This window comes from Acetobacterium carbinolicum (assembly GCF_047456275.1).
Lineage (GTDB): Bacteria > Bacillota > Clostridia > Eubacteriales > Eubacteriaceae > Acetobacterium > Acetobacterium carbinolicum.
On record NZ_CP173357.1, the window covers coordinates 1,263,360 to 1,286,831 of the forward strand.

Annotated in this window: 20 protein-coding genes; 10 read left to right on the forward strand and 10 right to left on the reverse strand. The window is 38.7% G+C overall.

What is annotated here, in order from left to right; genetic code table 11:
* Positions 1-321: 321 nt before the first annotated feature.
* Genes ACIZ62_RS05890 through ACIZ62_RS05900 form a run of 3 tightly spaced genes read right to left on the reverse strand, consistent with a single transcriptional unit; the run spans position 322 to position 2,934 of the window.
* Entirely contained in the window at positions 322-1,371 is a 1,050-nt protein-coding gene (locus ACIZ62_RS05890) for an SDR family NAD(P)-dependent oxidoreductase (protein WP_414151441.1), read from the reverse strand.
* On the reverse strand, positions 1,346-2,392 hold the full coding sequence (locus ACIZ62_RS05895) for a transposase (RefSeq protein ID WP_414151442.1): 1,047 nt from the start codon (positions 2,390-2,392) through the stop codon (positions 1,346-1,348). The genes ACIZ62_RS05890 and ACIZ62_RS05895 overlap by 26 nt, the downstream gene beginning before the upstream one ends.
* Before the next feature lie 11 nt (positions 2,393-2,403).
* Entirely contained in the window at positions 2,404-2,934 is a 531-nt protein-coding gene (locus ACIZ62_RS05900) for a transposase family protein (protein WP_414151443.1), read from the reverse strand.
* A gap of 164 nt (positions 2,935-3,098) precedes the next feature.
* Here ACIZ62_RS05900 and ACIZ62_RS05905 point away from each other — a divergent pair, with 164 nt between their 5' ends.
* Complete coding sequence (locus ACIZ62_RS05905) at positions 3,099-3,506, forward strand: hypothetical protein (RefSeq protein ID WP_414151444.1); 408 nt, start codon at positions 3,099-3,101, stop codon at positions 3,504-3,506.
* On the forward strand, positions 3,458-3,673 hold the full coding sequence (locus ACIZ62_RS05910; protein WP_414151445.1) for a hypothetical protein: 216 nt from the start codon (positions 3,458-3,460) through the stop codon (positions 3,671-3,673). Before ACIZ62_RS05905 ends, ACIZ62_RS05910 begins: the two co-directional genes overlap by 49 nt.
* A gap of 154 nt (positions 3,674-3,827) precedes the next feature.
* On the opposite strand, the gene ACIZ62_RS05915 is transcribed toward ACIZ62_RS05910, so the two are convergent.
* The 3 genes from ACIZ62_RS05915 to ACIZ62_RS05925 form a co-directional block, all read right to left on the reverse strand.
* On the reverse strand, positions 3,828-6,971 hold the full coding sequence (locus tag ACIZ62_RS05915; RefSeq protein ID WP_414151446.1) for a methyl-accepting chemotaxis protein: 3,144 nt from the start codon (positions 6,969-6,971) through the stop codon (positions 3,828-3,830).
* A 288-nt stretch (positions 6,972-7,259) separates the two neighbouring features.
* Complete coding sequence (locus ACIZ62_RS05920) at positions 7,260-8,189, reverse strand: IS3 family transposase (RefSeq protein WP_414151447.1); 930 nt, start codon at positions 8,187-8,189, stop codon at positions 7,260-7,262.
* A gap of 15 nt (positions 8,190-8,204) precedes the next feature.
* Positions 8,205-8,492: a transposase gene (locus ACIZ62_RS05925; protein ID WP_414151448.1), complete on the reverse strand. Its 288-nt coding sequence runs from the start codon at positions 8,490-8,492 to the stop codon at positions 8,205-8,207.
* Between the two features lie 792 nt (positions 8,493-9,284).
* On the opposite strand from ACIZ62_RS05925, the gene ACIZ62_RS05930 reads away from it, so the two are divergent.
* The 8 genes from ACIZ62_RS05930 to ACIZ62_RS05965 all read left to right on the forward strand — a co-directional run bounded on the left by ACIZ62_RS05930 (position 9,285) and on the right by ACIZ62_RS05965 (position 18,717).
* Entirely contained in the window at positions 9,285-11,270 is a 1,986-nt protein-coding gene (locus ACIZ62_RS05930) for an aldehyde ferredoxin oxidoreductase family protein (protein ID WP_414151449.1), read from the forward strand.
* Positions 11,271-11,272: 2 nt separating this feature from the next.
* On the forward strand, positions 11,273-11,695 hold the full coding sequence (locus ACIZ62_RS05935) for a 4Fe-4S binding protein (protein WP_414151450.1): 423 nt from the start codon (positions 11,273-11,275) through the stop codon (positions 11,693-11,695).
* Positions 11,696-11,715: 20 nt separating this feature from the next.
* Positions 11,716-11,949: a MoaD/ThiS family protein gene (locus ACIZ62_RS05940; protein WP_414151451.1), complete on the forward strand. Its 234-nt coding sequence runs from the start codon at positions 11,716-11,718 to the stop codon at positions 11,947-11,949.
* Positions 11,950-12,260: 311 nt separating this feature from the next.
* Positions 12,261-14,819 carry a pyruvate formate lyase family protein gene (locus ACIZ62_RS05945; RefSeq protein WP_414151452.1) on the forward strand — a complete coding sequence of 853 codons (2,559 nt, stop codon included), beginning with the start codon at positions 12,261-12,263 and terminating at the stop codon, positions 14,817-14,819.
* Between the two features lie 328 nt (positions 14,820-15,147).
* Complete coding sequence (locus ACIZ62_RS05950; RefSeq protein ID WP_414151453.1) at positions 15,148-16,161, forward strand: glycyl-radical enzyme activating protein; 1,014 nt, start codon at positions 15,148-15,150, stop codon at positions 16,159-16,161.
* 75 nt (positions 16,162-16,236) lie between these two features.
* A complete protein-coding gene (locus tag ACIZ62_RS05955) occupies positions 16,237-17,097 on the forward strand; it encodes a tetratricopeptide repeat protein (protein WP_414151454.1) in 861 nt (286 codons plus the stop codon).
* Positions 17,098-17,110: 13 nt separating this feature from the next.
* Positions 17,111-18,088 (forward strand): DUF4037 domain-containing protein, encoded by a 978-nt coding sequence (locus ACIZ62_RS05960; RefSeq protein WP_414151455.1) that lies wholly within the window; start codon positions 17,111-17,113, stop codon positions 18,086-18,088.
* 17 nt (positions 18,089-18,105) lie between these two features.
* Positions 18,106-18,717: a DUF4125 family protein gene (locus ACIZ62_RS05965; RefSeq protein ID WP_414151456.1), complete on the forward strand. Its 612-nt coding sequence runs from the start codon at positions 18,106-18,108 to the stop codon at positions 18,715-18,717.
* 327 nt (positions 18,718-19,044) lie between these two features.
* Here the strand turns inward: ACIZ62_RS05965 and ACIZ62_RS05970 are convergent, their stop codons facing one another.
* The 4 genes from ACIZ62_RS05970 to ACIZ62_RS05985 all read right to left on the reverse strand — a co-directional run bounded on the left by ACIZ62_RS05970 (position 19,045) and on the right by ACIZ62_RS05985 (position 23,427).
* Complete coding sequence (locus tag ACIZ62_RS05970; RefSeq protein WP_414151457.1) at positions 19,045-20,325, reverse strand: helix-turn-helix domain-containing protein; 1,281 nt, start codon at positions 20,323-20,325, stop codon at positions 19,045-19,047.
* Between the two features lie 489 nt (positions 20,326-20,814).
* Positions 20,815-21,570: a GntR family transcriptional regulator gene (locus ACIZ62_RS05975; RefSeq protein ID WP_414151458.1), complete on the reverse strand. Its 756-nt coding sequence runs from the start codon at positions 21,568-21,570 to the stop codon at positions 20,815-20,817.
* Positions 21,548-22,234, reverse strand: coding sequence for a redox-sensing transcriptional repressor Rex (locus ACIZ62_RS05980; RefSeq protein ID WP_414151459.1), 687 nt, complete (start codon positions 22,232-22,234; stop codon positions 21,548-21,550). The genes ACIZ62_RS05975 and ACIZ62_RS05980 overlap by 23 nt, the downstream gene beginning before the upstream one ends.
* 14 nt (positions 22,235-22,248) lie before the next feature.
* Positions 22,249-23,427 carry an iron-containing alcohol dehydrogenase gene (locus ACIZ62_RS05985; protein WP_414151460.1) on the reverse strand — a complete coding sequence of 393 codons (1,179 nt, stop codon included), beginning with the start codon at positions 23,425-23,427 and terminating at the stop codon, positions 22,249-22,251.
* Positions 23,428-23,472 lie beyond the last annotated feature (45 nt).

Below are 23,472 nucleotides of genomic sequence, written 5' to 3' on the forward strand. Positions count from 1 at the left end.
TTATTTTTAGCTATTTGTTAGACAGTCTGACGTACGGTTCTGTGAGAGGCTTGGGGTGAAATCCCCATTGCCTACTCGACAGATAGTTTTCAACGGTTACTGAAGTCGTTTTTCGTCCATAAGAAGTCAGGCTGTCGGCAATTTTTTTGAAGATACGATATTGCCAATATTATCGAAAAGAAATTTAATAATACTTTTATTTCAATTGTCTACTTGACTGGAAACAGTTCATTATATTTGGACCACTGCTTTTCATAAAAGTATAACTGTTGCCCTTTAGAAATTTATATTATTTTCAGAATCTATTGGTAAAAATCGGATTTAAATTTGAAACCACCTTTTTACAATAGGGTAGAACGTATTCCAAAGTCTCTCAGCATTATCTGGATCAAGAGCATATTGAGCAACACCCTTCATATAATTGCTGCTAGTCACAATTTCTGCTTCGTTACAATCTTCGAAATAACGACCACTTATCCCATTAAGTAATGGTGATACCGCTAATAAAACAGATGTTGCTGCACCCTGTTGTGTAGTTTTCCATCCTTTAGGCTGAGCCAAACGATTACCTAGATCATCTAATGCCCCCCAATTCTTTAAAGTTTCTTTATCCATATGCCTTTGAAGATTTGTTGAAATAGCCCCAGGCATAAGTGCATTTGCTGTTATATTATCTTTTGCCCAATATTTAGATACTCCAACTGTAAAGAGTACTACTGCGGATTTTGTTTGTCCGTACGCTAATACTGGATCATATGGGCGAATTTTAAAATTAATATCGTCAAATATAACGGGAGAATTCAGATGAACAACTGAACTTACAGCAACAATCCTTGCATCACCTGACTGAGCAAGTGCATCATGTAATCCTACTGCAAGTGCAAAGTGACCTAGATAATTTGCAGCAAATTGTTCTTCAAAGCCTTCGTCTGTCAGCTTCAATTCAGGAAGATTCATAACACCTGCATTATTTATGAGGATATCCAGCGGTCCCTTCCAGTTTGATACAAAGTTTATGATATCATCTTTTTTACATAAATCTAATTTTGCAACATGAATTTCATTGTTTCCAGTACTTTTCATAATATCTTCAGCCGCTTGTTTTCCGCTTTCTACATTTCGAACCGCTAATGTAATTTCAGCACCTTGCTTTGCTATTGATCGCGCAGTTTCTAAACCAATTCCTGATGAACCTCCAGTAATTACAATTCTTTTACCTTTTAGATTTATTCCTTCTACTATTTCATTAGCTGTTGTTTCAGAGTTAAATGATGTTGTTATTCTCACACTATCACCATACCTTTCTAAAAATATAATCCAATGTAAGAAACAGTGATAAAATGGTTCATCCGCAAAGTAGGTTTGTTTCATGTGTCAGCTGGGATTGAAATATTACTTTTCGCGCAAGTAATCCGATAGATGCCCGACCATACATATCACGTTTTATCAGTTTAAGTTTATTTACCTGTCCTTCAGTCACACCATTACTGATTCTATAAGTTGCAGCGTTTAAAACAGCCTCTGAATCCTGCTTCAGGCTCTTTGTAAAATCATTGACTATTTTATCTTCGTATCGTTCATTTAAAATACTTTTCATACTATTTCGATCAAGTGAGGTAAGTGTTTTTTTGAAATGGTCATAAAAATTTTTATAACTTTCAAGAAACGGGTATGCTTCGACAATCTCATCAAAATGTTTTGCAACATTTTTATTTTTTGACCACGAAAAAACATACTGAATTATTTGATATTGTGTGATTTTAGAATGCGCATTTTCATGTTTCATATTTGGCCCAATCTTGTTTTTAATAAAATTTTGCAGCGTGGAGTATCTGGTATTAATACCGGATTCACTTAATCTTTGAAGTATGACTTTTATGGTTTTTCTTTGCTGACAGAGTTCAGTAATTAACTCTATGTATTCGTCCAGATAACTCGTTGTTCCATTTCGCACATAGGATGCTGTCTTAATAATATCATTTGTTTGAAGATACTTTCGAATTGTTTTGCGGTCTATACAAAGGATTGTGGCAATATAACGTTGTGAATACCCCTGATCGGAAAGCAACCTGGCCTTCTCAATCATTGCAAGTTTTCGTTTGGTTGCATCACTCATCACGTCTATGCCCGGATCATTTATTTTTAGTGAACCATTTTGTGCACTTTCATAATTTCTTAAACTGTACTGTGATGGAAGTTGCCTTTTTATTTCACAAATCAGCCAGTCTGACAAATTTGTCAGCAGATGGAAGCGATCCGCAACATGTATATAGTTTCCATTAATTGCCTGATATTGAACACCCCGATCTCTTGAAATTATTTTTAGATTCGTATATTTCCGCAGGGCTTCATTTACTTTTTGAGTATCTCGACTATTTAGTATTTCGATCACCTTATTTGTTCCTAAGTCAATAATAATTGTTCCGTAGTAATGCTTTTTTTTAGCGCAAAGTCATCAATCCCGATACCTTCGATTTTTGTGTAGTCTATTTCCGGCTCCCAATTCATGGTCATACGCAACAGAGTATCACCGGAAATTTGAATATGGTTCTGTTTCAGAAAACGCGAAGCCCCTTCAGCAGTATGTAAAAGCGCAAATTTGACGAGCATGTTATTTAACCGTTTTGTTCTTCGTTCCCCTGAAAAAGCCAGCTCGTCAATTGTTTCATTAAATATCTTTTGTTCACAGTCACGGTTTTCACACCTGAATTTTTTTAATCGCACGTTTAAAAATAAAGCTTTATCAATAATTGGTAGATCCTGCAGTCTCCGATTAAAATAAGTAGTGATCTGATGGGATTCCATTCCACATCGTGGACATTTCATATGTTTTTGCTGGCTTTCAAAGTTGATTGCGATTTGATCTGTCAATATTTCAAATGATTTAAATGCTAAATATTGTGGAAACATATCTTCAATTAAGCTATATTTCATTTGTATCACCTCAATTAATAGTATCATACAATATTTAATTTTAACCTACTTTGCGGATGAACCCTAAAATGGTTCATATAAAACGGTTGAAAATTCCTCAAATAAGCGTACGCTCCTTTTTAAAAGGGGGTATGATAAATGATTGAAAGAGAGGGGGTTTTTTTATGATCAAGGATCTGAAAAGCAAAGGACTGTCCAGATCACAGATTGCAGAAATCTGTGATCTGGACAGAAAAACAGTAAGTAAGTGGGGAAAGTCACAGGATATCCCGACTTACAAACCGAGACCATTGGTAAAAAGCAAGTTGGACGATTATAAAGATTATATCCATTCACGAATGAATGAAGGCTGCCTGAATGCGACTGTAATATTTGATGAAATTGTAATAATGGGATATATCGGAAAAATGACCATCCTCCAAGTATTTATGAAAAAATATCGGGAACCCAGTCAAACCCGAGCGACCAGGCGTTTTGAAACGCCACCCGGCAAACAGACCCAGGTGGATTGGGTGAGTTTGTCGTGCTGGATGCTGGAGGCCGGAAAATTAAATATCATGCGTTTGTTTTGATTATGGGTCACTCCAGAACAGAGATTAATAAAAAATTTCAAGAAGATGGTGTTGGAATGAGAGATAATAAACCATTTCAGGAATATGAAATTCCTGAAATGGGTGTGGTTCAAATTATGAAGAATTATGCCGTAGTTGGAAAAAGTTATAACACAAGAAATGTTTGATATGGTTCAAGAACTATTGGAATTAGATCGACTAAATGACGAAAATATCATTAAGTTATCAAGAATGGAACAAAATTATAGTATTCTTGATTGGACTTTTTGATATTTAACCTGTCTACTTGACAAGCTAAATATCACTAGGCAGAACCGCTATTTAGTATTTCTCTATGTCGAATTTATCAAGAATGATAGTGGCTTCCTGTCCATAATCGGCTACTGGAGCCGCAGCTTTTTGTGTTGCAACAGTAGTATAGGAAGTCGTCATGCTGCTATTTTTTAATGTGAAAGCTGAGACTCTGCGCTTTAAGAGTTCGGCCTGACCAGACAGTTCTTCGCTGGCAGCTGCGCTTTCCTGGGCTGTTGCCGAGTTGGTTTGTACAACCTTGGAGACCTGATCAATACCCTGATTGATTTCGTTGATCTTGGCGGCCTGTGCATTGGAGGCATTGGCGATTTCTTCGACTAGTTTGTTCATAGCCTCAATTCTATTGAGAATTTCCATCAGACTTTGGGCGGTCTGGGTGGCGATGGTGGTACCGGCGTCAACCCGAGAAATTGAACCCTCGATGAGTTCGGTGGTTTCCCGGGCTGCTTCGGCGCTTCTAGCCGCTAGGGTTCTGACCTCTTCGGCGACCACGGCGAAACCTTTGCCGTGCTGACCGGCGCGTGCGGCTTCAACTGCGGCGTTAAGGGCCAGAATGTTGGTCTGGAAGGCGATATCATCAATAACTTTAATGATTTTTGAAATATTGTGCGATGATTCATTAATATCGGCCATAGCTGTAACCATTTCATTCATCTGGGAATTGCCTGCTTTAGCACTGACTTTGACATCATTTGACAAAATATTGGCCTGGTTGGCATTGGAAGCGTTGCGGCCGGTATCGCTAGCTACTTCGTCCATCGAAGCATTAAGCTGTTCAATTGCTGCTGCCTGTTCGGTCGCACCTTGTGAAAGAGCCTGACCGCCGTCAGATATCTGGTTGGCGCCGGCTTCCACTTGGCTAGAGGCATCTCCAATAGCGGACAGGGTTGTGCTTAATTCGTTGGCAATTCGGTTTAATGAATCTTTAATAGCCTGGAAATCTCCCAGATATTCATCAGTGATTTCAATATTGAGATTACCATGACCAATTTCCGATAAAGTATTGGTAATTTCATCGACATAGCGTTTCAGGAAGTTGACGGTATGGTTCATATCGTTTTTAATCTGAACGTAATCGCCATTGTAATGACCGGTCATTCCGGTATTTAGGTTCCCTCGCGCCAGCTCATTAAGGGTAGCAGAAGCTTCCTGGATGGGGGCTGCCACGGCATCCATTATGCCATTAAGTCCTGATACGATCTGGGCGAAATCTCCCTGGTGGTTGTTAACATCTGCCCGGGTATCTAGATTTCCTTCAATACCGGCCTGAGCCATCATAGTGGAATCACTGATTAAGAGCGCTACTGAAGTTTTTACGGAACTCAGGCTATTAATGATTTCAGCAAACTGGGCACTGACTTCAGAGGTGTTTTCATCGGAAGCAGACAGATCAAGGTCAAAATCAAGATTACCCTGAGCCAACAGGTTTAAGTTTGAAGCCAGTCTGGTAACTTCTGCGTGGGTATATTTAGAGATGTTGATCATTTTGGTCAGATCGGTAACAATTTCCACAAAACCGACATTGTTTCCGTTTCTATCTTTGAGATTAGCGGCGTTCAATTTAATGTGGATGCCGTTCCATTCAAAGTAGCTTTCGGTTTGTCCGGTGTTGACAAGACGAGGGATGCCGTAGTCTTCAGTTCCAACGTCGCTTCTAAAAATATCCATACCATAGCTAGCTTTGCGGTCAGTTAGAATATTGTTTTTGATCATATTGTCTTCAAAAGCCTTGTTCATAAAGGTCCATTTAAGGTCGGTGTCAGTGACTTGAATTGGCAATGGAACGGCATCTAAAATGGATTCATACCAGATCATTTGATCGACAACGACATCCAAAGTATCGTTAACCCCCAGAACAATATTTTTAAAGCCACCTTTAAACGCATCTGCATTACCGCGATTTTCCCAGTTCCCCGCTTTTGCGGCATCGGAAAGGTCAGTTGCCTCCTTAATCAATGAACGGATGGTTTCAACAGTTGTTTTCAGCACTGGCATAATCTCATCCTGAGGGTCAGCGACTTCAATGTTCATAGAAACATCGCCATGGGAGATTTTCTGCAGCACACCAACAACCCCGTTCTGGAACTTATCCGCCATCTGATTCAGCGAATGCGTCATTTCGCCGACTTCGTCCCGAGTAGAAACGGGTATCCGATGGCTCAAATGACCGCGCTTAATTTCTGAAATCATGTTATTGGCAGCAATAACCGGTTTAGCTATTTTTCGGGAAACAATAAAGGCGATAATGGCACCGATTGCACAGGTGATTAACGCAATCAGGATAATGCCATTTCGTAGATTGTAAACTGGAGCCAGAACAGTTGATTGCGGGGCTGAGATGATCATTCTCCAGTTTGTATTAGGAATTGGCGCAATATTGGCAATTTGTGGATCATCATTATAAATATATTTAAACCTTATAGCAGATGTTGGATCCGACATCTGAATCTGGACACCCATTCCCTGAGGGCCATCTTCTTCAATTCGAGAAAAAACATTGTTCTGATTTATAACTAGTTCGTTGTCAGGGTGAGCCATGATCATCCCTGATTCACTGATAACCATGGCATACTGTTTTTTACCATCTCCCAGCTTAAGGATAACATCATTCAGAAAAGTGGGGCTACGGCGGCCGATTAGAATACCAGCGACAGTACCATTATTGATAATTGGAGCCACTTCAAATACCGCTGGCCGGCCAGTTGCCAGACTGATTGAAACATCGGAGATGCTTGCATTTCCGCCATAAGCTTGTTGGTACCAGAACTCATCGCCCAGATTAAATTCGGTACCGCTAATAATATACTTCCCATGCCCAGCAAGATCAGCTACAGCCATATCTTCGTAGCCAAGTTTTGCTACTTCAGATGTAAGTGAAGCAATTTGGGCAGAAAAGTCCATGCTCGTCACACCATTGCGTTCAGCAATCAGCTGAAGGGTTGTTAAATTACCATTGATAATTTCCCCGACATAAGACGCACTTTCTTGAACAAACATGCTAGATTGAGTATCGTGCTGTGCTTCAAGGGCGTTCGATCCGCTAATCACTGAGTAAACTCCCAAGACAGCCGCGATTATAAAGGCAATCAGTAGGGTCATCAGGATCAGTTTGGAGGTTAAGCGCACTCCCATTTTAAAGTCTCGTTCTTCCATTTTTCACTTGTCTCCTTTAAGAATTAGTTTCTTCGGCATTTGTGAAATGCCAAAACCCGCTGTTACTAGTAGGTTTTTACGCATATCTATATGAATTTTCTCTCCTGTAATTTGGTATAGTATTAGTGAAAAAACAAAAATAAAACCGTAACAGGAGGCGAATTTATGGATACTCAATTGTCGCAACTTTCTTTCGCTGAGGTTTTTACTGACTGTCTGGTCTAGCTATATTTTGATAAACCTGCCTTTTTCGTTTTTTGGAATTGTCAATAAAAGTTCAGTCAAAACTCACAAGGAATTATCTAAGTCCCGATAGGATGGCCAGCCATTATCGTCCAAAACAATAATCATAATTTTAAATGCTATGCAACGAGTTGATGATTGTCGAAAAAGGCCCCGATAAACCAGGGGTGGATACCCATTATTTGTACTGTAAATTCGTCGCCGATTGTAATAATGGATATAGCGGTAAACAATCGTTTTGACTTCAACCATGGACATACTTTTGGTATCAATTTTATAGAGTGTTTCTTTTTTCAGCGTTGCGAAAAAACTTTCCATCCGGGCATTATCATAGCAGCGACCAGTACCGCTCATGCTTTGAATTGCATTTGCTTTTTTAAGTGTATTTCGAAATGGTTTGCTGGTAAATTGTGTGCCACGATCTGAATGAAGAATCATTCTTTTGGCATTTTGAAATGCTTCAATGCAAAGGTCTGCCCGCATGTTGTCATCCATTTTGAAGCCACGGATACTGCCGTCATAACAATCTAAAATGGGAACCAGATAAAGTTTTCCTTCTCTACAGGGGATTTCCGTGATATCGGTCAGCCATTTTTGATTCGGCGCTTTTGCCGTGAAATCCTGTTTGATGATATTTTCAGACTTCTGCGCTTCGGCATCCGCTTTCGTAATCCCATTCGGTTTACGCTTCATGCGGATCATCAGATTATTTTCTTTGCAGATGCGGTAGATTGTTCTTAAGCTCCCATGATAGTTTCGTTTCAATCGAAGATAATCATAAATACGTCGAACACCGTAATTGGCATTTTCTTCATCTTCCTGAATTAATTCATAGATTTGCGCCAAAAGATTTGCATGCTTATCTGGTTTACTTTTTGACCGCAGAAATTTGTAGTAACCCGATTCGCTGACACCAAGCGTATAACAGAGCAGGGCAACCGGCCAACGGTCTCGGCGATCGGTAATATATGACATACGCTGCTTTTTTTGCTATTTCTTTCGGCGCTTGACAAAAAAACCGAGCGCATCCTGAAGAATTTCAATTTCTTCTCTGGCTTCCCGCAGCTCTTTTTCGAGCTGCTTTAAACGATTAGCATCTGCTATTGGGATATTCCCTGGATCATCACAAAAACCAACCTTTCCGCTTTTGGCTTTGCTGATCCAAGTGTATAAAGTATCGATTTTTATACCTAATCGCTCTGCTGCGGATTTGTTGCCGATCTCATTTGCCAATTTTAACGCTTCATAGCGTTCTTCGGCACTATATACTTTTTTCATTATTAGTCAGTTCTTTTTATTTTTATTTTACCTCATTTCCTTGCAATTTGAGACTGCACTTTTATGATATCACTCCAGTTTTAACGCTTATGGCATCCCTTAAATTTAGACGAACCACTTATATCTATGATCACCAAGTCTTCAGGCTGTTTCCTGGCTGGCCTTTAGCGTGACTCGGATCAGAGGAAAGCACTCTACAAAATTAGTGGCAGTATTGAACGAGCCGTAAAGGGATTTTATACTTTGAGAGTCGAATTTAATAGGGTAAAGTAGTCTTGAATTTTACTTAATTGCACAGAACTTGTGAAGTAAATTCAATATAAGCTAAATCAAAAATGCTGTTCTTCCAAAGCATAGTATATACAATATAATAAAAAAAACAATAATTACTATGTGTTGGACAGCAAAGAAGTCAATTTTGAGAGTAAAATGTCAAATACCCAATAAAAAAGGTTGTAAAAATTTTTATCTGCCTTAATTTGGAAATACATTTTAGTAATTAGTAAATTAATTTGAACAAAATTCACAATTTTATGCAAATATTCAGTCTTATTTGTGATTATCATCCGGAATCTTGAAAAGAGCTAGAAATCATTAGATACATTCCGATAAGCAGGTTTGGATATTATCATCGATTTCGTTGAATGTTACTTCCTAAATGGTCAATTTTTATAATTAATGTCAACCTGAACACCTTATATGTTCAGGGATATTGCTTTAAACTTAAGATCATAAAACATTATCATTATATTGTTTTATTAATTTGCCAATTAAATTGAAAGGAGATTAACCATGAAAGGCTATTGTGGAAAAATATTAAACGTAAATTTAACGAATGGTGTTATTGAAGAAGAAATAATCAGTGACAGTATTTATGAGAATTATTTAGGCGGAATCGGCCTTGCAGTGAGCCTTCTATATGATAGAATTCCACAAAACGCAGATCCACTTGGACCTGATAACATTCTTGCGTTTGTTCCAGGTTTGTTAACAGGAACTGGCGCGTTGATGGCAGGGAGATTTTTAGCGGCTGCAAAATCACCATTGACAGGAACATGGGGAGAAGCTAATTGTGGTGGTTCTATGGCTGCAGCAATTAAGCAATGTGGTTATGATGGAGTTTTATTTCAAGGAATTTCACCAGAACCAGTCTACTTGTATGTTGAACATGGAAGATATGAACTAAGAGATGCTGCACAAGTATGGGGGAAAGATGCTGTTGAAACTGAAGAATATCTGATGAAAGAGGCTTCAATCAAAAAAGTGCCTAGAGTCGCATGTATCGGTCAGGCAGGTGAAAATCTATCTCTTATATCAGGAATAATGAATGATAAAGGCCGCATGGCTGGACGTTCTGGTTTAGGCGCTGTTATGGGATCTAAAAAACTTAAGGCCGTTGTTTTTGCAGGCGCAGGAAAAATACCATGTTTCGACAGAGAAGCAGTTAATGAACTTAGCTTAGAGTGTTATAAAAAAAATATCCAAAAAAATTCGATGCCTCAGATTCCTGGAGCAGCATTCAAATTGATGGGCAGAAAACAAGCTAAGGCAAAAGTATTAAAAACAATGGACGGTTATGCAACTGTTTCAGTAAATAAACGGTATGGAACTATCATATCAAATGAATTGAGTATAGAATCTGGGGATGCACCAGTAAAGAATTGGGATGGAACAAAGCTGGATTTTAAATATTCTGGAAATATTAATCCGAATAAAATTTTAAAACAGGCTAAGAGTGACTATCATTGTTATGCCTGTGCGATTGGCTGTGGGCATATTTGTGAAGTAAATAACAGTCAATTTAGAGAAACACATAAACCTGAATATGAAACCGTTATAGGGTTTTCTTCTTTACTCCTAAATGGGGATTTGGATGCAATATTTCATTTGAATGAATATTTAAACAGATCTGCAATTGACAGCATTTCTACTGCTGGAACGGTTGCGTTTGCTTTGGAGTGTTATGAGAACGGTATCATAACAAAAGCAGATACTGGAGGATTGGAATTATCATGGGGGAACACAGAAGCAATTATCAAATTGGTAGAAATGATTGTTAAAAGAGAGGGTATTGGGGACATCTTAGCAGATGGAACAAAGGTGGCGGTTCAAAAAATTGGTAAAGGTTCGGAGAAGTTTGCGGTTCATGCTGGTGGACAAGAACCGGCGATGCACGACCCCAAATGGGATCCTGGTTTAGGATTGTCATATAGTGTTGAACCAACTCCGGGAAGACATACAATTGGAAGTTACTTAAATTATGAATTGTATAACATTGGAAGTGTGGTAAAAGGTTACCCTCAATTGCCATCTTCTTATCCTGCAGAAGAAAAATATCAAGCTAGCAAAAATAATGTTATGCAGATTGTCGGCTGTAGCTTAATAACACAAATTATAAACTCGTGTGGGATTTGTATGTTTGCACCAATGATGGGTATCAATCGATATCCAATATTCCAATACATAAATGCTTCAACAGGTTGGAACAAAACACCCGAAGAATATATGGAAATTGGTCAACGAATCCAGACATTAAAACAGCTTTTTAACGTCAACCATGGGATCGATCCCAAAACTTTAAAGATTGGTCCTAGAGCAATAGGAGTTCCACCTCAAACAAAAGGTCCAAACAAAGGCAAGACATTTGATTTGGACAAAATGATGGAAATATATTGGGATGAAATTGGATGGAATAAAGAAAGTGGCATTCCTACGAAAGCATTGATTGAGGCTCTAGGACTTGAAAATAGAATAGCTTTATCTAAAATGGAGGGATAAAAATGCCATATACAACTAACAGCGATTGTAGAGGATGTACAGCCTGCTTGAAAGTTTGTCCAGTCAATGCGATTTCTGGAAAAGCGAAAAATCAACATATTATTGACGCAGCTACATGCATAGAATGCGGAGCATGCGGAAGAACATGTCGGTTTAACGCGGTTATTGATGAAATTGGAACTGTTTGTACTTTTAAGGATAAAGCTTTGCGTGAAAAACCTAAGTTTGATTTGAATGAATGTTGTGGGTGTAGACAATGTGAGATCGCATGCCCTGTAAGTTGTATTGATTTAAAGATACAACTAAAGAAGGATGGGACACTTTATCCGTATTTGAAAAATAAAAAGGATTGCATTTCGTGTGGATTTTGTTATGAATCTTGCCCTATTTCAGCTATTGAAATGGAGGAACTTATCAAATTGTAGATGGATGAAGGGGAGACATAATGAAAGTAATGATAAAATTCCCGGGGCCATTAATTCATGAGGGTATTGCGTACGACGAAATAGTTGAAACCAAAGACAATATAACTTTAGGAGAATTCTTGGAATCACTAAATCTTAATGATGAGGAAATAAAAGACTTGGTAGTCATTGTTAATGGAAAGTTAGCTAAGAAAAAACTCATTTTAAAAGAAGGTGATGAGATTATTTTTCTAACACCGTTAAGAGGTGGTTAATGACCTAGTTTAAACTAGAAACACGAATATATTGCATTGATGTTGGCGTGTGAGATTAATTGTATAAAGAAGTTCCAACTTTATTTAGAAGGGAGGTGTGTTATCAAAGCTTGAGTGATCCAACTAGGTGACACCGGCATCAATCAGTAGCCATACAGGCTGAGTGAACTACTCAAAACTACGGATATGAAAATCGCTTAACCCGTGGATAGTGAGTACATACCAATTAGTCAAAAAAATCAATTGTATATCAAAAAGCACAGTTAAAGAAAATATGTAAAAATTTATGATTGTTTAGGGAGGTTTATTTTATGAGTACAAGCACAACGAGAGTGCATACAACAAGTTGCGGGACTGAACCGTATGACAAATGTTTCGGCGTTGGACCCTCGAAGCACTATGACAATAGCGGGTTTTCTCCTTATGAGCGGATCGAAACGCTGCGGAAGACCTATAGAGAAGTTCCGCTGACCCTTGACTCCAAGCGAATTCTGGTATTTACTGAGGTCTACAAGAATAATGAAAGCCTGCCTATCGTACTCAAGAAGGCGCTTGCATTGAAAAAGTACATGGCGGAGTGCCAGTTGTCCTATATTGAGGGCGAGCTGCTGCTGACGGATGACGGTTCCCCGGTCTTTTCCTATCCTCTGTATCCGGAGTACGTTACGTGGTACTACGATGAACTGAGGAAGCGGCCGCTTTATGAGCGTGCATGGGATCCCATCCTCTATGATGAGAAAATGAAGGAAGAGATCCTGGCCACCGAGGACTATTGGAAGAACAAGGACATTGCCAATACGTTCAGAGCCAGACTGCCGAAAGACGCCGCAAAGGGCTGCGCAGCAACAGGCGGCATGCTGGTGATCAACCCCAACGTGAACGTCGAGTACGGCATTGGCCATGTGACTCCGGATTTTGAAAGCGTTCTGAAAAAGGGTCTGGGAGGCCTGAAGGCGTATGTCCGCGAGTACAAAGACAAGCTCGGTCTGCCCGCCAACGCTGAGGAAGCCAAGTCTCTTCAGCTCTATGAGGCTCAGCTGATCGTACTGGATGCATGGTCCGATTACTTCAGAAGATATGCGGCGTTTGCCAAGGAGCAGATCAACGAGTATTCCAGCAAGCAGACCAAGGATGAGCTGCAGAGCCTAAGCGAGATCTGTGAGCACCTCGCTGAGGGTGCTCCCCGGACCTTCTGGGAGGCCACCCAGCTTAGCTTCGCGCTGATCAATCTTATGTTCATGGAGAGCAACGGTCACGCCATCTCTCTGGGCCGTATGGATCAGTTCCTGTATCCCTTCTATAAGGCCGATCTGGAAAAGGGCACCATTACCAAGGATTTTGCGATGCAGTTGATCGAGTGCTTCTATCTGAAGCAAGAGTCCCACGGTCAGATCGCGCCGGATGCCGGCGACGATATGTGGCGCGGCGGCTCCAGAGGCTGGGGCGGCAGCGCACTCGTCCTCGGCGGCGTTGACGCTGATGGCAAAGACGCCACCAACGACCTGACCTTTATGTTCCTGGACGCCATGGTGCATGTGAGACTGAGCAATCCCTATATTACCGTTCGTTATCACGAGGGAACACCTTACGAGCTGAAGGTCAAGGTCGCTGATGTCGTACGTGTGGGCATCGGACATCCGAAGATATTCAATGATAAGGTCGCTATGGATGCACTGATGAGAAACGGCGTGTCCCTAGAGGATGCCCGCAACTACGTCAACATCGGCTGCGTGGAACTGGAGGTCCCCGGCGCGACCGGCGGTTGGCAGGACTGCTGCTATGTGACGCTCCCCAAGGTGCTGGAGCTGGCACTGAACAACGGCAGATGCCTGGACTGCGCAGGCGAGTACTGCCCGATCAACAACACCCACTGCCGCGGCGTCGGCAAGTCCCTCGGCCTGGAGACCGGCTTCCTGAAGGACTTCAAGACCTTTGACGAGGTTCTGGCCGCCTACGAGGCGCAGCTGAAATATTGGACGGATCGTGCCATTCTGACGGTCAACGTGCTGCAGGCAGCCCATGCCGAGCGTGACGACGCTCCCTTCACTTCTACGGTGATCCAGGGTTGCACCGAGAGCGGAAAGAGCTGGTTGAATGGCGGCGCAAAGTACAATTTCGTCGGCCTCCAGTCCCTGGGTCCAGCCACCACTGCCGATTCTCTCACTGCTTTGAAGAAGCTGGTGTATGACGATAAGAAATTTACCGCAGGGGAGTTCTATGATGCGCTGACCAAGAACTGGGAGGGCTACGAGCGCCTCTATCAGCTGGTCAACAGCGATAAGATTCCTCATTACGGCAATGATGAAGATTACGCCGATGAGATGATGCAGTATGTGTTTGATACCTATTGCAATCTGCTGCAGTCTTATCCCCCCTCACGCGGCATCTACAAGATCAAGGCCGGCTCTTTCTCTCAGGTCATTAACCTGATCTTCGGCATGGCTGTTGGCGCAACTCCCGACGGTCGTAAGCATCACGAAGCGATCTCTGCCAATATCGACTCCGCCCGCACGGCTGTCGCGAACCGCGACACAAACGGCCCAACCGCGTTGGCCAGATCCATCGGCAAACTTGACCACGCGAAGGCTGGGAGCGGTACACTGGTCAACATGAAGTTCGGTGTCGATACCATATCGGGTGAAAGAGGTCTTAATAACTTTATGGATTTCCTGGATGCGTATCTCGCACAGGGTGCGATGCACATCCAGTTCATGGTTACCAATAGGGAGACTCTGATTGAGGCCCAGGAGAAGCCCGAGGAGTATCGGGATCTGCTTGTTCGCGTATCTGGTTTCAGCGCCTATTTCAACTCGCTGAGCAGTAACTTCCAGAATGAGCTTATTAACAGAACTGAGCAATCTTTTGATTGATCACGGTGTGTACATTCCGATTCCGGATTCATACAATATCACGGTAGGGTGTCAACGCTGACTTTAATTTTACAATAACGCTGGGGAAAAATGACAAAGCCTCGGCGCGAACCCTGGCGGTTAGCAAACCGCCAGGGTTCGCATTTTTGACCTGCCTAGGCATGAGCCGCTAGAGCGGATGCAGCGCTGTTTGCAAAAGCCCCGATTCTTCCGGTTCCGATAGATCTGATCGGACAGAATCGCCTTGGGATAGGCCCCCGAATCGTGACCGATATGTTTCAACCAACACGATCAGGGCGGCATCCTTATTAAAATTTCGAGGTGAAAAATGAATTATAATATAATAATTGACAATATCGATTCTCCTGTAGAATCAAGCGAAAATCACGCCTATATGGCAAATATTCAGAGGTTCACGATACATGACGGGCCCGGAATAAGAACTGAATTGTTTCTTAAAGGATGTCCATTGAGGTGCGAATGGTGCAGTAATCCTGAATGCTACGAGCGTTTTCCTCAAGTTGGGGTGTTTGCAAAAAAGTGCATTGGCGTAGAGAAATGCGGTTATTGTTTAAAAGTATGTGCAAAACAGGATCGAAAAGCACTCGAGGTTGTCGATGGAAAAATCATTAGAATTAACCGCGATGTCTGTGATAACTGTTTACTGTGCGAACAGGAATGTACGTCGGGCAATTTGACTCTTTGGGGAAAGAAAATGACAGTAGAAGACGCGATGGAAGTTGTTCGTAGAGATAGGGCTTTCTATGACAGGTCCGGAGGCGGAGTTACGCTGTCTGGAGGAGAACCACTTCTACAATGGCGGTTTTGCAAAGATTTATTAAAGCTTTGCAAAGCGGAAGGCATAAATACCTGCTTAGAATCAGCATTGCATGTGAACCCAAAAATCCTTGATGAAGTCGCTCCCTACATTGATCTTTTTATAACAGATATAAAACAAATGGACAGTGGTATCCATAAAAAATTTACAGGTGTTGGCAACGAATTGATTTTAAGCAATATCAAGAAGCTCGTTGATATGGAAATGCCTTTGATCATTCGAATGCCCATTATCCCTGGGTTTAATGATAATACTGAGCATATTGACAACGCAAGCGATTTTATTCTAAACAATTTAAACAACAAGCCTAAATTAATTCAAATGCTCAGATATCGGCCACTTGGTGAGGAAAAAGCAAAAACACTAGGACTTCCTGAACTAATGATGAACACAGAAGTTGATAGAGAGGAATTTGAGAAGTTAATTATAGGTTTTGTGAAAAGAATGAATGATAAAGGTATTCCAGCAATCGCTGGAACATCGGAAAAAAAGGAATCACAGTAAAACTATTGACAAACTGGACCACTGATCCACGTATGAATATTAAATTATATTACTTTTAAGTTAACAGGAGGGCATATGGATATCAGAAAAACTCTTGATGAATTGGATGTATTATTTAAAAAAAGACATTATAACGAGGTCGAGAGCTTCTTGCTTTGTAAAATAAAGGGAGCAGAAAAAGATAATGACAGTAACTCCATAATAACTCTTGGAAATGAGCTGATAGGTTTTTACAGAACAGCAAGCCGCCACAAGGATTCTCTTGCTTTAGGTGATTATTTAATTTCACTTATGAAGGAAATGAAGCTTGAAGAAACCGAAGCCTATGCTACAACCTTTTTAAATGTAGCAACTGCTTACCGGGAGGCGGGAAGAATTGATGAATCATTGAAATATTACAATGATGTTTTGAAAATATACAAAAATACTGTATCCGAATATGATGTGAGACTTGCCAGCCTCTACAACAATATGAGCCTTGCTTATTATGATAAAAAAGATTATGAAAAAGCTTGCAGTCTTATAGAAGAGGCTTTGTTATTAGTTATTGAAAATAAAGACACTGAAATAAAGGAAGCTATAAGTCGCTCCAACCTGGCTCTGTCGCTCCTTAAAATGAATAAAGTAACTGATGCCATAAAACACATAGAAAAATCTTTGAATATTTTTGAAAAAGCTGAAGAGCCAAGGGATTTTCATTATCCGGCTACACTCTCTTCCATGGGTGAGGCGCAATATATGCTAAAAAACTATGAAAAAGCCCTGGATTATTTCACCAGAGCTTTGATTGAAATAGAAAATACTATCGGTCAAAACAGCTATTACGCTTCAATCTGTCACAATATATCAATGGTATACGATAAAATGAATAACAGTGAACAAAAGGATAAGTACGAGTCTATCGCCGAAGCAATTTATAATAAGCTGAAGGAATAAAGAGAGTGAGTATATGAAGGGTCTTGAATTATCTCATAAATATTATATTGAATATGGCCTTCCTATGATAAAGGAGAAATTTGCAGAATATGAAGAGCACATTGCAGTCGGTCTTGTTGGTCCAGGATCCGAATGCTATGGTTTTGATGACACTATTTCAACAGATCATGACTTTGGTCCTTCCTTTTGTGTATGGCTAACAGATGAGGACTTTGAAAAGATAGGTGCTGAGCTAAACTATGCCTATAAAGGATTGCCCGAAACCTTTATGGGCTATAAACGAATTATTTCAGCTCATGGTGATGGCAGAGTGGGGGTTTTCAGGATTAGTGATTTTTATAGAAAATACACAGGAAAGGCGGATGCTTCTTTAACATTGGAGGAATGGCTTTTTATTCCTGAACATTTTCTGGCCGAAGTAACTAATGGCAAGGTATTTAGAGACAACCTGGGCGAATTTTCTAAAGTTCGCTCATTGTTTTTAAACTATTATCCAGAAGATGTGAGAATTAAAAAGATAGCTGCGAGGGCTGCTACCATAGCTCAATCAGGACAATATAATTACAGCCGCTGCATGAGACGGACAGAAATAGTTGCTGCCAGACTGTCACTGGATGAATTTATCAGAAATACTCTATCCATGGTATACCTGTTAAACAAAAAATACCAGCCATTTTACAAATGGGCTTTTCGGGGAATGGAAACCTTTGATATTCTCGCTCATACAAGAAAAATGATAGAAAATCTGATTTTTTTGCCAATCCAAAAGGAAGCCTGGCATAAAGAGGATGATGTTATGTGGGGGCATATGCTGAATATGAATGATAAAGTTGTAGAGCTGATTGAGTCTATATGCGACTTAATCGTAAAGGAGCTTCTAAAACAGAAACTGACAGATCATACTGACTCTTTTTTGCAAAACCACACAATATCCATTATGTCAAGGATAAAAAATGATAAAATAAGAGCTATGCATGTGATGGCAGGCTAGGGAAAGGAAAAGTTGTTATGAACAATTTGATTGAAAATATTATTGCTTTGGAATGGGATGAATTTCAAAAAGTAAATAATGAAGGCGGTCGTACCTCATGCCAGAATGACTGGAAAACATTCCAAATTATGAGGAGAAGCCAATTTTTAGCATGGAATGAAGAAATGCAAGAAAGCTATCACAGTGATTTAGTTACGACAATAAATAATGGAAGAAATCTCTTAACAGAAAAATATGCGCGCATGATGGAAAGCACGGCGCCTGAAAAATATCAGGCTTTAAAAGATAAGCTTCCATTAATTACCGAGGAAAAAAAGAAATTAATTGAAAGAATAACGCAAATCAGCATAAAGTGGCAGGAAGAATTTGCCCGAGAGTATCCGAATATTTCAGAACAGGGCAGACCTATTCATGCAGATGAAGATGGACCATTTACTACTTCCATCGAAACCTACGAAAGAGGAGAGCTTAGTACATATTCTGAAAAAACCCTCAAACTTTACAATAAGTTTATAACACAATTACTGGAAGAAAACAAAAACCTTTCTAAAATTGTGGTAGAAAACACCGTACGGGAATATGGTTTCGCTTCACTGGATCAGGCTGAGAAAAAGATAGCAAATACTTAGTGAGGTTCTGGTTCAAAAACATCCCCAATCGTTCGACGTTTCAAAAAATCCAAGTATTAAGGGTGAATCGAGGTCGAAAAATGACGACGAATATTTTCAATGGAAGCACTATGAATCAGGGATTATTATCTTATACTGGAAGTTTTCATATTATTTCGGACTATTTTAATCAATAAAACGGTCCAAAATGTGCGACAGACTGGGAAAATATTGGCGGAGCATTCCTTTTTTAATCACATAATCACACTTTATTACTACGTAAAAAAAAGATTCAGCGATAATATGTAGGCTCTTACGATAAAAGACTCAACATTTATTTTTTAAAGTTCAGTCACTCAAGGCTTGCCGGTAAACAGATGGAGCGATTCCATATTGATTTTTAAAGTGTTTGACAAACAATTTAACATCTTGGTAACCAACGTCTTTGGAAATAGTTGAAATTGTTTTTTTTGATGTGAGAATAAGTTGAGCGGCTTTTTTAAGCCTAAATGTAGTAATAAAACTTCGGATTGTGACTCCCATTTCAGTTTTAAAGGATCTACAAAGATAACTTGGATCAAAATTTAAATCGTAGGCTATTGTGTTAATATCAAGATGCGATTTGTAATTCTTCTGGATATAACTTACTGTTTTTATTGCTGGAGTTTCAGTTTTTTTATCTCTATAAGCATTAACCATCTCATTGAACATATTCTTGAAAAATAGTTCAGTTATAGAGTATAAGTTAGAGTTTTCTTCTGCTTTCGACATGTTTTCAATAAATATGCTATATAGATAAAACATTTTAGGGGTGTAAATAAAGTCATTTGACTCAGCTATTTTATGGCCAAGTAATGACGATATACCTATAAAATACGAGCGCGCTTGCATTTGATCATTTTCGAAGGTAATCGGCATTATGAGTTCTTCGGATGTTTGTTTTGCTAAAAACATCTGTTTTGATGCAACTAATTTTAAAATACTACTTATGTGATCTTCCATGTAGCCCAAAGACTTAACGATTCTTTTTTTGTTACTTTTTAAACTACTTGCATTATAAATTTCATAGAAAGTAGATTCATTCGAAATATGTGAAACTGCAATTTCAGAACTTTCATTAAGGGAATTGGCATTTTTGGATGACGGATTTATTTTCGGTGAAGGAGTTTTGTATTCAATTAAATTGTATAATATCTGTGAAGCAAACTCAATATGAGCTGAATCCAAAACAGGCAGAGATGTAAAATCTGAATTAATACAATTAAAGGAACATTCAGAAGAGTTGTCTTCTGTACGAATAGGTCCGGCAATAAAAATTTTTCGATGATTGCTCTCAGACCAAACTTCCACTGCGATAAAAGCATATGAACAGTCGCAAAAGAATATGTAAGGTTTTCGATCCAAATCAAATATTTTTAAAGTCTTCTCAAATGATAAACTTTCTACCGATTTTATAGAGGAACATAATGAGTAGCTATTATAGCTTTGAGATTCTAAGATGGATTTCATAGTTTGTTCATCCTTAAGATAAAATACGTTACAATCTATTCCAACCGATTTTTGATATAAATCTGTAATTATTTTATCTTCTTCATTTATTTCAGAAATATGAAAATTGAGCAAGCACATTTCTACACCCCCTTTATAAAGTTGATCTTCTGTCAAGATTTAGTACAAATAAAATGATATGTTTATCCTTATCCTTATCTAAACCAGCTATTTGCAAATCCAAATCAAATGAAACCTTACTAAAAGAGTCTTGTGTAATGAACAATGCTTAAGATGACTTTTATTTTGGAGCCTGCTCATTTAGTTAGCTAATAAATAAGTAATGGCATTCTGCTCGTTTTGTCGCATCCATTCAGTAAGGTTATTGCGAGTGAAAACCAATGTCTGTATTTGTTAACTTATTCTTAAGAACTCCGTTCCTGGTTTAATTAGATCCTCTGTCATTTGTAAGAAGTACTAATTCTATTGGATCAAGTCATTTTTCTATTCTTAGGTAAAATCTTTTTTTACTTCATAGTTGGTTAACCTTGAAGCTCTTTGTATTAAGTGTAAACGATTAGATCAAATAACACAAGAGGTTCAAAATTGACATTTAAAAAATTCTTGATTTCACAATAAAATATCAATAGAAGCCTTTAAATTTGAACTATTTCCAGGAATATAACGCCGACTAAATTCAATTGGTTGATTCTTTGTACTAATTTTTTTATGTTCTACTAGTAAAATTGCGTCATTTTCAGGTATACCAAAAATTTGGCATATTTCATTAGTTGCAGATATTGATTTTATTGTGAGCTCTTTTTTAACTGGTAGTACCCGGCTTTTTGTTGCAATTAATTCAGGATCAGGAAAAGCCGTTAGTCCGGAAAGCCTTTCAAAAATTGGCTCACCGCGTTTATATGGTATGTATTGTTCATCATATGATTTGATTTTTTCGTCATATTGGGTAAAAATGCGTTTAATCATTACTACATACGAGTTATATGGGATGCGAAGTTTACTTGAGATTTCATAATCAGACTTGATAAAATTTATCTCTGTAATTTTCATTTCTTCGTGTTCATTATCGAAAGATAGAGCTTCATCAAAATACAACTCGTAAGGTTTAAGATCATTAACACAAGCCACGTAGGTTTTTCGTCCTGGAATGGAATAGATGACACCTTCGTTTATTAAAGTAGCCAAACTTTTTTTTGCAACAAATAGAGATGTATTAAAATGTTTGCTTACGAATTTTTCAGTTAATATGGTCTGTTCTGAGTTAAATTCACCGGTTTGGATTAATCTTTTAATTTTTGCAGCCAGCACAAGATGTTCGACTTTATTTCTTGATTCAATTCCTTTATAAAATATTGTTTTTTTCATTATATTCAGGTAACAAAAAATTGTTTCTTTCAATAGTTTTGTTGTTTTTTAAATGAAAAGTTAATGTTAAAAAAGAATTTTCAATATTAACATTTTCAACAATAATGTTATTGGGTACAATTAAATCAGTAGTTGAGAAGTTTAAAATACCTTTAATACCTGATTTAACAAGAATATTGGTGACTGATTGAGCTGTTGCACTCGGTGTGCATAAAATGCAAATATCAATTTCGTTTGTTGCCATGAAGTGATCGAGCTCACGGATAGCTTTAACTTTTAAACGACTACTACCTAGATAGGTATTTATTTTCAAAGGATCGTTATCAAAAATTCCTTTCAATATAAACCCTTCTTTTATAAATTGCTCATGCTTTGCTAAAGAGTGTCCAATATTACCAGCACCAATTAAAATACAAGTGTAAGTTCTTTTAAGACAAAGTCGTTTTTCTAAAAAAGTGTGAAGTTCGAGTAAATCATAGCCGCTTCTTTGGCCTAAACCACGTAGATCTTGACGAATCTGTGATGCAGAGAAATCTATTAGGTTTGCTAATTTATCTGAGGATATATTTTTAATTCCTTGAGATAGTAGGTCGTTAGAGAGGCGATAGTATTTTGGTAGTCGCTTAATAGCTCGCATTGATATTTTACTTGAAGAGTATCGCATTTAAGGCTCCTTTTTTAATAATCAGCTTGGAGTGTAACCTCTTTTTTGATAAGATCTTTAATAAGATCAAAAGAGATAGGATATGGGACACAATAGCATGCGAGATCATCCATTGCTATTTTTGAGATAATAGGAATATCATTTTCATTTATCAATTGATGAATAGGTCTACAGCCACAGTCTAAGTACAGCTTGCGAATTGCATTTCCAACCTTTATACCTAATTCATTTGGAAGGGCTGAATCATTAAGTTGGAGAGACATAGAATCAGCAATCATTCTGACTTTTTCAGGTTTATAGTTGGCGGCCCATGATATCACGGAAGGAAGAATCGCACCAACCGCTTCGCCATGCGGAACGTGATTTTTTGCACCGATTGCATGGCCGATTGCATGAGCAAGATGGGGTGGTGCGTTATCAAATGCGATACCTGACCAAATACATGCTAAAGACATCATTTCGCGAGCATTATGATTTGAACCATCAGTAATTGCAATTAATAAATTATTGTTAATAATTCTTAAAGCTTCAGTGGCAAGAAGATCCGTAAGCGGATTTTCATTAAAACCAGATGTCAAAGATTCGGCTGAATGACAAAAGCAATCGATTCCTGTATATGCTGTTATTTGACTTGGCATGCCAGCAGTTAGTTCTGGATCGATATAGGACAAGGTTGGCGCTAAGTCTTCGCCTGAAAGACCATGTTTTGAATTATTTATTGGATCAAAAACCATAGCTCCATGAGATACTTCACTTGATGTTCCCGATGTTGTAGGTATTAATATCAATGGTAGGTGGCTTGATACTCTAGGTCTGTTTATATCAAAATACAAATTTATAGGAGCTGGATTACTCATAAGGATGCGAGAAGATTTTGCAAGATCTAGGACACTACCTCCACCAACACCGATAAACGCCTCAACCCTTTCATTTTTTGCAAATTCAGCACAATTTCCAACAATTGTCGAAGGATTTTCAGGTTTGGCTCCTTCAAAAATGCAAACATTAATACCTGCTAACTCAATGCTTTTAATAATGTCATCAATAAGACCGGAATTTTTAAGGAATTCGTCGGTTATGACAAGTACTTTTGACAAGTTGTATTTAGCTAAAGCAGACCCCAGCTGATTTCTTATTCCAGAACCAAATGATATTGAACTAATTTGATTGATATTGAACATAAAATTTTCCATTATAGATAGATCTCCTAATTCTTTATTGTATTTGCTTTAAAACAA